The organism is Dactylosporangium sp. CA-152071 (genome assembly GCF_050936335.1).
Lineage (GTDB): Bacteria > Actinomycetota > Actinomycetes > Mycobacteriales > Micromonosporaceae > Dactylosporangium > Dactylosporangium maewongense.
Genome location: NZ_JBNJMZ010000002.1, coordinates 2,543,020 through 2,554,314, shown reverse-complemented (window position 1 = coordinate 2,554,314; position 11,295 = coordinate 2,543,020). Strand labels below are relative to the sequence as shown.

Annotated in this window: 9 protein-coding genes; 4 read left to right on the top strand and 5 right to left on the bottom strand. The window is 70.6% G+C overall.

Annotation, left to right across the window (positions count from 1 at the left end):
• Nucleotides 1-26: 26 nt before the first annotated feature.
• From ACQEVZ_RS51575 to ligA (ACQEVZ_RS51565), 3 genes are all read right to left on the bottom strand, one after another.
• Entirely contained in the window at nucleotides 27-245 is a 219-nt protein-coding gene (locus ACQEVZ_RS51575) for a hypothetical protein (protein WP_433382810.1), read from the bottom strand.
• A 1,522-nt stretch (nucleotides 246-1,767) separates the two neighbouring features.
• Nucleotides 1,768-3,009: an NAD-dependent DNA ligase LigA gene (gene ligA / locus ACQEVZ_RS51570; RefSeq protein ID WP_433386146.1), complete on the bottom strand. Its 1,242-nt coding sequence runs from the start codon at nucleotides 3,007-3,009 to the stop codon at nucleotides 1,768-1,770.
• A 228-nt stretch (nucleotides 3,010-3,237) separates the two neighbouring features.
• A complete protein-coding gene (gene ligA / locus ACQEVZ_RS51565; protein ID WP_433382807.1) occupies nucleotides 3,238-5,271 on the bottom strand; it encodes an NAD-dependent DNA ligase LigA in 2,034 nt (677 codons plus the stop codon).
• Nucleotides 5,272-5,574: 303 nt separating this feature from the next.
• On the opposite strand from ligA (ACQEVZ_RS51565), the gene ACQEVZ_RS51560 reads away from it, so the two are divergent.
• Nucleotides 5,575-6,069: a hypothetical protein gene (locus tag ACQEVZ_RS51560; RefSeq protein WP_433382804.1), complete on the top strand. Its 495-nt coding sequence runs from the start codon at nucleotides 5,575-5,577 to the stop codon at nucleotides 6,067-6,069.
• Nucleotides 6,070-6,137: 68 nt separating this feature from the next.
• Here ACQEVZ_RS51560 and ACQEVZ_RS51555 read toward each other — a convergent pair whose 3' ends face one another.
• Complete coding sequence (locus ACQEVZ_RS51555) at nucleotides 6,138-6,995, bottom strand: sugar phosphate nucleotidyltransferase (RefSeq protein WP_433382801.1); 858 nt, start codon at nucleotides 6,993-6,995, stop codon at nucleotides 6,138-6,140.
• A gap of 53 nt (nucleotides 6,996-7,048) precedes the next feature.
• On the opposite strand from ACQEVZ_RS51555, the gene ACQEVZ_RS51550 reads away from it, so the two are divergent.
• Nucleotides 7,049-7,477 carry an NUDIX domain-containing protein gene (locus tag ACQEVZ_RS51550; protein ID WP_433386144.1) on the top strand — a complete coding sequence of 143 codons (429 nt, stop codon included), beginning with the start codon at nucleotides 7,049-7,051 and terminating at the stop codon, nucleotides 7,475-7,477.
• Here the strand turns inward: ACQEVZ_RS51550 and ACQEVZ_RS51545 are convergent.
• Complete coding sequence (locus ACQEVZ_RS51545; RefSeq protein WP_433382798.1) at nucleotides 7,442-9,178, bottom strand: hypothetical protein; 1,737 nt, start codon at nucleotides 9,176-9,178, stop codon at nucleotides 7,442-7,444. The two genes, ACQEVZ_RS51550 and ACQEVZ_RS51545, sit on opposite strands and share 36 nt — an antisense overlap.
• A gap of 116 nt (nucleotides 9,179-9,294) precedes the next feature.
• On the opposite strand from ACQEVZ_RS51545, the gene ACQEVZ_RS51540 reads away from it, so the two are divergent.
• A complete protein-coding gene (locus ACQEVZ_RS51540) occupies nucleotides 9,295-10,770 on the top strand; it encodes a hypothetical protein (protein ID WP_433382795.1) in 1,476 nt (491 codons plus the stop codon).
• Entirely contained in the window at nucleotides 10,767-11,255 is a 489-nt protein-coding gene (locus ACQEVZ_RS51535; RefSeq protein WP_433382792.1) for an NUDIX domain-containing protein, read from the top strand. Before ACQEVZ_RS51540 ends, ACQEVZ_RS51535 begins: the two co-directional genes overlap by 4 nt.
• Nucleotides 11,256-11,295: the final 40 nt, after the last annotated feature.

The following is an 11,295-nucleotide window of genomic DNA, read 5'->3' as shown; positions in this document are numbered from 1 at the left end:
GATCGTGCCGGTCACCGTCCCGGCCGTCACGTCCACCAGCGAAGCGTGTCGTCGACGTAGTTGCTCACCATGGCCCGCAGCACCGTCGACTCGACGCGCCCTCGCGGCACGGTTTCAGCCTGCCCCGACGCGACCTCCGCCCGCCCCGACGCCGCTGCTGCGGCCGATGCGGCTGATGCGGCGTCCACGACCACCACCGAGGTGACGCCGAGCACCACGCCGACCACCAGCAACCTGAGCCCCATCACATTCCCGCCGCGCACGAAATCCCCCACAAGTAGGACCAGCCATGCACACGCTAGTAACCCAATCCCCCTTTTTCCGGCAAATCACTTCCATACCGACAGCGCCCTCCTGTCGAGACAGCTGTCCGGAATCCAACAAGTCCGATGAATGAATCCCCATCGGAGCGCTAGGTTCGCCCTAACGGGGGTCTGATGGTCGGCGTGGCGGCAGGTGCATCCCGCAGGGACCACCGCCCTCCGCAGCACGGCAGCTGCCGCGCCGGTCATGAGAACCACCCCACGCCGCCAACCTCCACGAGCCCCGCGCTCCGCCCCCACCGCATCGCCACCGCTGATGATCGAAGGCCAACCCCGGCCGTCCTGGCAGCCAGACCGCTCCGTGGATCATGCCGGTCCATCAGCGTCAAACCTGCGATCCTGGCACCCGCCCCTCGATGCCCGCGACGCTCGCGGACGAAGCCTTCCGGTGGCACCGCAGTCGCAGCCTGCATGGTGGCCACCCAGGCTGGGACCTCGACCGTCTGCCGCTTCCCGACCTGTCCAACGCCGCACCATCGACCGGCCTGGTGATCGAAGGACGGGTCCGGTCGTGCTGGTGGCCAGATCGGTCCTTGGATCATGCCGGTGCGTCAGTGTCGGACCTGCGAGCGTGGAGCCCGGTTCTCGATGCCCGGTGATGCTCGCGGGCGAGGTCGATGGTGGCTTTTGAGTCGCGGCGCGCAGCCCGCATTGTGGCAGCCGAGGCCGGTGCCCCGATGGCCTGACACTTCCCGATCTGTCCAACGCCGCACCGTCGACCAGCCTGGTGATCGAAGGACGGATCTGGTCGTGCTGGTGGCCAGATCGGTCCTTGGATCATGCCGGTGCGTCAGTGTCGGACCTGCGAGCGTGGTGCCCGGCTCTCGATGCCCGGTGAGGCTTGCGGGCGAGGCCGGCGGTGGCTCCGGAGTCGCCGCACGCACCCCGCTTGGTGGCCACCCGTGCCGGTACCCCGGATCACCTGACGTCCCCTCCCGAGCATGGCAACACGGGACGACCACCGCCCTGCCAAGCCCGCCTCGGCTCGTGCCGGCCTCGGGCCACGCCGGCCTTGGGGCAGGCCCGGGTTCTGGTCGTGCCGGGCTCCGCTCGCGTCGGGCCTTGGGTCGCGTTGGGCTCCGGTCATGCCGAGCTGTCAGGGCATCCGGGCCGCGGGCGCGCTGGGATTCGGGCGCCGGGGCCGGGGGACTTGAAGCTCGTACGCCACTGCGGCGAGCGCGGCCCAGCTGCTACCTCCGTGTGTGCGTGCCTTCTCAGGGTGCGACCGGAAAGGATGCGCCCGGTGGACAGGCGTCCGCGGCGAGGGGCACCCCGGAGCGCGCGGTGTCCCCGTGCGCCCGACGGGCCAGATGCGCGCGGCGTCCCGGTGTGCCCGGCGGGCCGAATGCGCGCGACGGACCGCTGCGCTCGGCGGGCCAGGTTGTCTGGCGGGGCGCGGGCGCAGCGGCCGGCGGGCGGTGGGGATGGTGGGGATGGTGGTGGGTCAGGACAGGATGGTGGTGATGGTGGGCTCGTCGCCTGAGGTGAACGCTGTGAGCAGTGCGGCGAACTGGTCCGCTGGCAGGATGCGGATGCCGAGCTGCTCGGCCTTGTCGGCCTTGGAGCCGGCGCCGTCGCCGACGACGACCAGGTCGGTGCGCTTCGAGACGGAGCCGGAGGACTTGCCGCCGAGGCGTTCGACGGCCTCGTTGCCCTCGTCGCGGGTGAGGCCGGGGACGGAGCCCGTGACGACGACGGTCATCGGGGTGCCGTCGGGGCGGCGCAGCGGTAGGGCGATGGTGGCGCCGGCCGCCGGGGAGTCGGCGTCGGAGTCGTCGCCGGTGGTGGCGGCGGGCGGTGCGGGCAGGTCGGGCTCGGTCATGTTGACGCCGTGGGCGACGAGCTTCTCGATGACCGGGGCGAGGTCGGCCAGCTCGGCGGCGACGGTCACGGCGCGCTCCGGGCCGACGCCCTCGACCTGCTTCAGGTCCTCGACGGACGCGTCCAGCAGGGCCTGCATCGTGCCGAAGTGGCGGGCCAGGCGGCGGGACATGGAGCGGCCCGTCATGCGCACGCCGAGGCCCGTCAGCACGCGGGCGAGCGGCTGGCTCTTGGAGGCCTCGATGGCGGCGACGAGCTTCGTCGCGGAGACCTCGCCCATCCGGTCCAGGCCGGCGACGGTCGGGACGTCGAGGTCGTAGAGGTCCGCCGGGTCGGTGACGAGGCCCGCGGCGACGACCATGTCGATGATCTTGCCGCCGAGGCCTTCGATGTCCATGGAGTGGCGGGCGGCGTAGTACGCCAGGGACTCGTGGGCGCCGCAGACCCGGCCGCGGGTGCAGCGCCAGCGCTTCTGGGTGCGGTCGATCTCGCCGTCGCAGCGGGGGCACGTGGCCGGTGGCTCGAACGGCACCGAGTCCGCCGGGCGCTCGTCGAGCTTGGCGCCGGTGATCTCCGGGATGACGTCGCCGGCGCGGCGGACGAACACCATGTCGCCCGGGCGCACGTTGCGCCGGACGAGGTCGTCGAAGTTGTGCAGCGTGGCGAACGTGACGGTCACGCCGTCGACCTGCACCGGCTCCAGCACCGCGACCGGGGTGATCACGCCGGTCCGGCCGATCTGCACCTTGATCTCCAGCAGCCGGGTCATGCGCGTGTCGGCGGGGAACTTGAACGCCACGCCCCACCGCGGCGCCCGGCTGGACGAGCCGGCGGCGTCGCGGTCGGCGGGCAGGTCGGCCTTGATGACCGCGCCGTCGTTCTACCGAGTGTTCGAACCTGTCGCAGATTCTCCTGAATTGAGCTATAACCATCGATCCGCCATGCCTCGGTCCCGTGGGAGATGTCCTAAGCGCCGACGCTCCCTGCCGGAGTCTGCTGGCCACCACCCATGCGTACCAATGTCCCGATGGCTGGCTCGTGGCATGGGCGCCCGGGACGAAGGTTGCTCCGGGCGCCACTCATGCGTGTGGTGTCAGATATCGGCGAGGAGCGCTGCGAACTCGTCGGCGGACATGACACGAACACCGAGGCTTTCGGCCTTCGCTACCTTGCTGCCCGCGCCGTCTCCGGCAATGAGCAGATTGGTCTTCTTGCTCACAGAGCCTGAGGATGAGCCGCCGAGCCGCTCGACCGCTTCGTTCGCCTCGTTGCGCGACAGCCCCGGGACGGTGCCGGACACCACGACGGTCAGGCCGGTGAAGGGAAGCCGGTTGTCGGGCGTCGCGCCGTCTTCGTCGTTGGTGGCGGCGGAGGCGGAGGCGGCGGTCACCGGCTCGACCAAGTTGACCCCGGCCGTCTGCAGCTTCACGATGACCGGGGCAAGTTCGACGAGTTCTTCGGCGATGACCGCGGCGCGGGTGGGGCCGATGCCGTCGACGGCCTCCAGGTCCGCGACGGTGGCCGCGACCAGCGCGTCCATGCGGGTGAAGTGTCTCGCGAGCCTGCGGCTCATCGAGCGGCCGGTCTGCAGCACCCCGAGCGCGCAGAACACGCGGCTCAGCGGTTGGGACTTGGCCCGCTCGATCTGGTCGAGCAGTTTGTCGACGCTGGTGCCGCCCATCCGGTCGAGACCGAGCAACTGCTCACGGGTAAGAGTGAAGATGTCGGCGAGATCGGCGACGAGGCCCCGGTCGACGAGCTGGGTGACGAGGGCGTCGCCCATGCCTTCGATGTCGAGGCAGTCCCGGCTCACGCCATACCGGATCGACTCGCGCAGGCCGCAGGCCCGGCCGCGGCGGCACCGCCACCGGGCCTCGGTCGTGTCCAGGTCTCCACCGCAGCGTGGGCAGACGGCGGGTTCCTGGATGGGCGTCTCCTCGCCCGTGCGTTGGTCGACCAGCGGTGCCTCGATCCGCGGGATGACTTCGCCGGCCCGCCGGATGGTGACTTTGTCGCCGAGCATGAAGCCCTTGCGCGTGAGGTCGCCGACGTTGTGCAGCGTGGCGTACGCGATCTCCACACCGCCGACGGTGACCGGTTCGATGCGTCCGCGTGGTGTGATTACACCGGTGCGGCCGACCTGCCAGAGCACCTCGACGAGGCGGCTGACCGCGACATCGGCGGGGAACTCGGGCCCCTTGTAGGCGATGGCCCACCGTGGGGCGCGTGAACCGCTGCCGACGGTGTCTCGGTCGGCAGCGGCGTTGGCCTTCACCACGGCCCCGTCCACGCCGTAGCCGAGCAGCGCGCGGCCGGTCCCGATTTCCGCGATCCGGGTGAGAACGGCGGTCGTGTCGGTGCACGCGGTGACGTCGGCCGCGGTGATGCCGAGCATCCGCATCCTCGACATGGCTTCCATATGAGTCGGTGCGTCGATGCCCATGACGCTGTAGGCGGCGAAGCTGAGCAGCGCGTCGTGATTGAGCGTCTCGGCGCGCAGGCAGCCCGCTGCGGCGCTGCGTGGCGCGGCGAACGCGGGCTTGCCGGAGGCGACCCGTCCCTCGTTGGCCGACTCGAAGTCGCTCTCGCGAAAGAACACCTCGCCGCGGACTTCGACGGTGACGGGTTCGGCCAGTTGCGCGGGCAGCCCGCCGATGCGCGAGACCGCGTGGGTGACGTCCTCGCCGGTGCTGCCATCGCCGCGGGTGGCGAGCCGGTCGAGGCGTCCGTCGACGTAGCGGGCGGCTACTGCCAGCCCGTCGAGTTTCGGCTCGACCGTGTAGCCAGCCGTGACCGGGTGGCCCAACGCCCGCTCCACCCGCGTCACCCAGGCCACCAGTTCGGCGTGGTCGTACACGTTGTCCAGGCTGAGCATGGGAGGCTCGTGCCGGATCGTCCCGGCCACGCCAACCCCGCCCGCGACTTTGCCCGTCGGCGAGTCCGGCGACAGCCATTCGGGATGCGCCAATTCGGCTGCGGCGGCCTCGGCGGCGAGAGCGTCCCACTCGGCATCGCCCATCAGCAGAGCCTCGGCGTTGTAGTAGGCGCTCGACGCCTCCCGTAGCCGGGCGACGGCTGCCTCGTATGCCTCCCGGCTTGCGATCCCATATGCGGGGTTGACGCTCATCGTGTTCCTCCTCGTACGCGGCGCGGCGCTCGCCGCAGCGACTATCGTGCCTGATGGGTACGACAGAACCTCTGCGATGCTGCGGTGCGCGCAACACGGCAGTGCGGGAAGCCTGCCGGGGCACGCCCGGCGAGACATGAGCGGATTGGCCGTAGGTCAAGCGCGGGTACGGAGGAGGCTGGGCCGACTGCTGGTGCGCCGCAACCCGTTGCTCGTGGTGCCTGCCGACCGTGCGGTTCGAGGAGAGGAGGGGCAGCCACGCGAATTGCCTCGCTCGTACACCTGTTCGCATAGACTGTCGGGGTGGTGCTACCAGACGACTTCGTGGACCGGGTGCGTCGGCTGCCCGATCCTGAACGGTTTGTCCGTGACATGGCCGAGGCGTTGGATGCGGCTGAGCGGGCCGCAGTCCGCGCAGCCGAAGACCAACGATTCCAGGATTTGTTCGAGCGGGTGGTGCCCGCGCAGGACCGGCTGCGGTTCGTCGCGATTGTGAATCCGCGGTTGCATGAGTTGCTTGTGCAGATGCCGCCGCCGGGGCAGCGGGTGACCTCCGGCCCTTTGGCGGAGCGGCTGCGATGGCTGGACTCGGACGACCCTGATGCGGTGGCCCGCCGGGCGCACCTACGCTGCGAACATGACGCCCGCCTGGCCGAGGTCCAGCAGCGGCGGGACGAAGTCGGCCGGCCTACTGATGCCGATCTCGTCGACTGGCTCGCGCGCAACCCGTACATTGCGTTGTCCCGCCGCCTACTGCCGGCAGACGACCCCGCAGCAGACGGCGGCACAAAGGCGTGATCAACGCATACGAAGACAGCGCATATCTGGGGGATGGCGTGCCGGTCCGCTCAGGAGACTGGCGGGGCCTACGTCGGGCTGGGCGTTGCTGATCGGTGCAGCGCCGCGGTGGATGACGGGTGCTCTGCTGGCGGGCTGCCCAGGTCGGTCACGGCGGAGTGGGTGATGACGAGGCGCACCGGGGTGGTGGTGGCGTACCGACGCAGCGCCATCGACAGTTTGGGTTCGCCGCCGGGGTTCACCGGCGTGCGGCGGAGCCAGTCGAGGAACCGGCGGGATAGGCGGGCTCGGCCTTCGAGCAGCCAGAGGTTGGCCGGGCCGTATGCGTCTTCCATTTCAAGGGCGCGCTGCGGGGTCGGCTTCTCCACCAGACTGTTCAGGACGAGTTCACCCTCGACGTGTCGGGCGGTGATCACCCCACGGTGGCCCGCCTGGCCCCGCTGGTATGGCCGGACCAGCACGGCGGTGCGCCCGGCCGGGACGGTGGCGAGGGCCAGGCTCGGGTTGTCGTGCGGGTACAGGTTGTCGGCGAACGCGACGTGCAGGTCGCTGGTGGGGCGGAGGTGTTCGGCGCCGTTGAGGACCGAGGTGATGTCGGCGTAGTGGCCTCGCTGCGGGGTGAAGTGCAGGTCGAGTTGCTCGTGCAGCGGCAGGTCGGTGCGTGGCAGCCGGGCGGCGTGCTGGTAGGCGGCCTGCCCGCCGCGGGTGAGCGTGGTCGCGGCCCAGGCGATGAATGGTGTGTAGAACGGGTGGTGGACCACAACGACGCGGGCTGGGGCGAGCGCGGTCAATTCGTCGAGCAGGTGCAGGATGCCGGGCCGGCCAGCAACCGGCTGGAACTCCTTCGGGACGTGCCGGGCCCACGGGCCGACGCGGGTGCCGAGCCCGCCGGCGCAGACGACGACCTGGGTGATCGGCGTGGTCACGGCCGTGCCGCCGCGTAGTGATCGTCTCGGATTGCTACGGTCTGTGCGTGCCGATGAACGTGCGCGTCACCGCGATCGTGGTCGAGGATGATCAGATCCTGTTGCTGGACCAGGACACCGAGGGCGATCGGTCGTGGTCGCTGCCGGGCGGCAAGGTCGAGCCCGGCGAGACGGTCGAAGAGGCCCTGGAGCGCGAGGTCCGGGAGGAGACGGGTCTGGAGATCCGGGTCGGGGACCTGCTGTATGTGTGCGACGTGACGAAGGCGCACGTCGTTCACCTCACTTTCGAGTGCCGCCGCGTGGGCGGGACGTTGGGGGCGGTCACGCCGGGTTTGGACACCCGTCCGATCCGCGCGGTGGAGTTCGTCAAGTTGGCGGACCTGCCGTCGCTGGGGTTCAGCGAGCGGTTTGTGGAACTGGCCAGGGCCGGTTGGCCGGACGCGGGTTCATACATGGGTCCGAAGAGCAACATCGGCCTGTAGCGCCCGTACGATCCGCACGTCGAGGTCCGCTAAGGCGCGGCTGCGGTCGGTGAGACCGTCGATCCAGGTGCCCAGGAGTGTGGCGACGTCGGCGACGGCCGGTCCGGTGCACGGGGCGGTGGCGTCGCGGACGAGGCGGATCCCGACGCCGCGGGAGGCGCCCAGCAGGTGCCGGGACCGCAGCCGGTTGACCTCGGAGGCGGTAGCTGGGGTGTTCCACGCGGCACCGTGTATCCACCGCTGCACCGGCTGCCCGAACGCTACGGACGGTCCGTCACTGCACCACACCTGCACGTTGCCGACCGGATGGTGGATGCCGTGCAGGGGCGCTGGTTCGGCGACAGGGGCGACATCGCCGATCGTGTAGTCATGGTTGGAAGCGGCGGCGCCGGTGGCCAGCGCGCACAGTTCGCCGTGTGTCGGCAGCCGGGCGGCATTGACCGCGGCGAACACCGCGGCGCCGAGCCAGGTCACCCAGTAGACCGGGTGCTGTTCGTAGCCGGCGCTGATGGTCCAGGTCTCGTGCTCCGGTGACCAGTGGATTCGGCCGCCGCGCTCGTGGGGCATCGGCACCAGCAGCAGGTGGGTGCCGCGCTGGGTGTTCGGCAGGCCGGCGGCGTGCAGGGCGTTGAGCAGGTCGCAGAACTCGGCGTTGCCGGCCAGCAGGTTGCGCCAGGACAGACCGCGCAAGTGCATGTAGCCGACCTCGGGCACCGTCGCGCCGATGGCGGGCGGGCGAAGGGTGCGGCTGCGCCGGTCGCGCGGCGGCACGGGCTGCTCGGCGAGCCGGTAGTGCTCGGCGCCGGCCAGCCACCCGCCCGCCCGAGCCAGCACGCCCGCCGGCACCCGATCGGCGACCGCTGCCAGAGCCGCAGCGGTACATCTGGTGACCTGCTCCGCCTCGGCCGCCGGCAGATGTGCAGCGAGGTCGGTCTTGTGGTTGGTGGTCGCGAACAGGTCGTCCCCCGCCGTCGGACCGGACGCCGGCCGGTGCGGATTACGGCTGTGCGGAACGAGTCCTGTCAAGACCGACCAGGCCGCGGGCCGGTCGAGCACGGCGGTTTCGTATGGGATGTGGGCGTACTCGCGGCCGTCGAGCGCGTCGGCCAGCAGCAGCGTGTTGAGCACGACCAGCCGGGTCAGCGCGGTCAACTCATCCGGCTCGTCGTCCGGCACGAGGACGCCCAGCGCGGCGTGCGGCCCGCCGTCGGTCATGGTGATCATCTGCCGGTACCGATCGGTGTACCCCCACCGCCGGAACAGGTCGGCGCGGGCGAACGAGCTGGCCACGCCGAGCGGGCTGCGGGTGAGGACGACGACCGGAGCGTCGGCGAACAGCTGCAGCAGTGCCCGGACCGTGAAGAACAGGTTCGTCTCCTTGACCAGGTGCCGCACCGGCGCGTACTTGGCCGCCACGAACTCGACCAGGCCGTGCCAGCCCAGCGCGCCCAGCAGCGCCGGTGCTGCTTGCTCGATGTCGACGCTGAACGGGTTGACCGGTGACAGCGGATGCAGAACGTCCAACTGCTGCCGGAACGGCTCGTTGTGCTGCGGCATCACCGGGCGCAGCGTGTCCGACAGCCAGTTGGAGCCGACCCGCTCGCTCGTGCCCAACGCCAGCATTGGCGGCAGCATGGTCACGCCGGCACCGCCGGCCTGCGCCCGTAGATCGACGAGCCGACGGTCGATCTCAAGCAGCACATGGGAAAATGCAGTGTCCATATGGGACGTCACCTCCATGTCCCAGGCTCGTCGCCCGTGGGTGGATATCGGAAGCTCCCGAACCGCCGTCCGGGTTGCGCCGGGGTGGTGCGGTATTGCGCGGGGTTGCGCATCAAACTATTGAGGTCGATGTCGCTGTATGCTTGGCGCGCGTTACTGACCGCGAGGGGAGGTCGGGACCGATGGCGAAGGCAGTCTCGAATCATCGTCTGCACGCCCTCCTTCAGGAGGCTGGGTACGCGCAGGCGCGGGCGGCGTTCGCCCGGCAGGTCAACCTGCGCGGCCGTGCCGACGGGCTGAAGGCGAGCTACGACGCCGCCTCGGTGTACTGGTGGCTACGTGGCCGCCGTCCCGCCGACCCGGTACCCCGGGTCATCGCCGAGGTGCTGGCCCGACGGATCGGCCGGGCGGTCGCCGTCGACGAACTCGGCTTCACCGCAGACGGTCACTTGGCCGACCTCGGCCTGGCGTTCGCTGCCGATCTCGACGTCACCCGCTCGACCGTCGCCGCCCTGTGGCGGCACCAGGTCATCGACCAGAACGCCCTCGCCGCGGTGCCGTTCGTCGCGTCCTGCGCTGCCGAGGCTGGGTGGCGGTGGCACTTCGACGCACGCGACACGGACGCCTCCCATTGCGGCACCCGCCGCGTCACGCTCGCCGACGTCGACGCGCTGCGCGCCTGCCAGCAGCAGTTCCTCGACCTCGACCGGCGCCACGGCGGTGGACAGTTCCGCGTCTTCCTGAGTCAATGGCTGCACCGCGAGGTCGGACCGATGCTGCACGGCAGTTACACCGACCGCGTCGGCCGGCAACTGTTCGCCGCCGTCGCCGAACTGACCGGTCAGGTCGCGTTCATGACCTACGATGTCGGTGAACATGGATATGCTCAGCGGCTGTTCATCCAGTCCCTGCGTCTGGCGAAAGCCGCCGACCACACCGGATTCGGCGCGCACATCCTGGCCAACATGTCCACTCAGGCCGTCTACCTGCAGCGACCCGGCGAAGCGGTCCGGCTGGCCCGAGCCTCCGTCGACGGTGGACGCAGCCGCACCCACGCATCCGTCATGGCCCGCCTGCACACCGCCGAAGCCTGCGCCCACGCCATCGCCGGCGACGCCCTCGGCTGCACCACTGCACTGCGCCGGGCCGAGGCGGCCACCGAGAAGATCACCGGCGCCGACCACCCGGTATGGGTCGGATACTTCACCCCCGCGCATCTGGCCGGCACCGCCATCCGCTGCCTGCGCGACCTCGGCCGGCCCAAGGATGCGCTCGCCTACACCGAGCAGGCCCTCGCACTGGACGAGAGCAGCGTTCGCACCCGCGCCCTGCACACCGCGCTGATCGCCAGCGTCCATGCAGACGGCACCGCAGCGGAACCCGACCACGCCGGCCGGCTCGGCAACGATGCGCTCGACCTCGCCGAACGCGTCCGGTCCCGCCGCGTCGCCGACCGGATCACCGACCTTGCCCGGCGGCTGGCGCCGTACCACGGCAGACCCACCGTCGACCGCTTCCTGCACCGCGCCCGCGCCTACACCCAGCCGGTCGTGGGTACAGTCATCGAATGACGTGGGTCGAGCCGGACCAGTGGTACGCACAGCTGGCGACCTTCCACGCCGCCGCCGCCCTGTTCGTCACCGACCACACCGGGCGGGTACTCCTGGTCAAACCCACCTACCGCGACCACTGGGCCATTCCCGGCGGCTACGTCGAGCAGCACGAAACCCCGCACACCGCCGCCAGACGCGAACTCGGCGAAGAACTCGGCCTCACCATCCCCGTCGGCGACCTGCTCGTTGTCGACTGGGCGTCCCCGGCCGGACCCCGCCCCCGGGCCCTGGTCAACTTCGTCTTCGACGGCGGTCGGCTCAACCCCGACCACAGCATCCACGTCGACCCCGACGAGCTGGAAACGTTCGGGTTCCACAACCCCGAACGCTGTCGGAGACTCCTCCCACCCCGCGTCGCACCACGCATCGACGCCGCGCTCGCCGCACGCGCCAAGGGCACCACCATCTACCTGACCGATGGAGCCCCTCCGACACCGACCTGAACGCACGAAGCAGCCACCGGCTCCGTACCATGCCGCACCG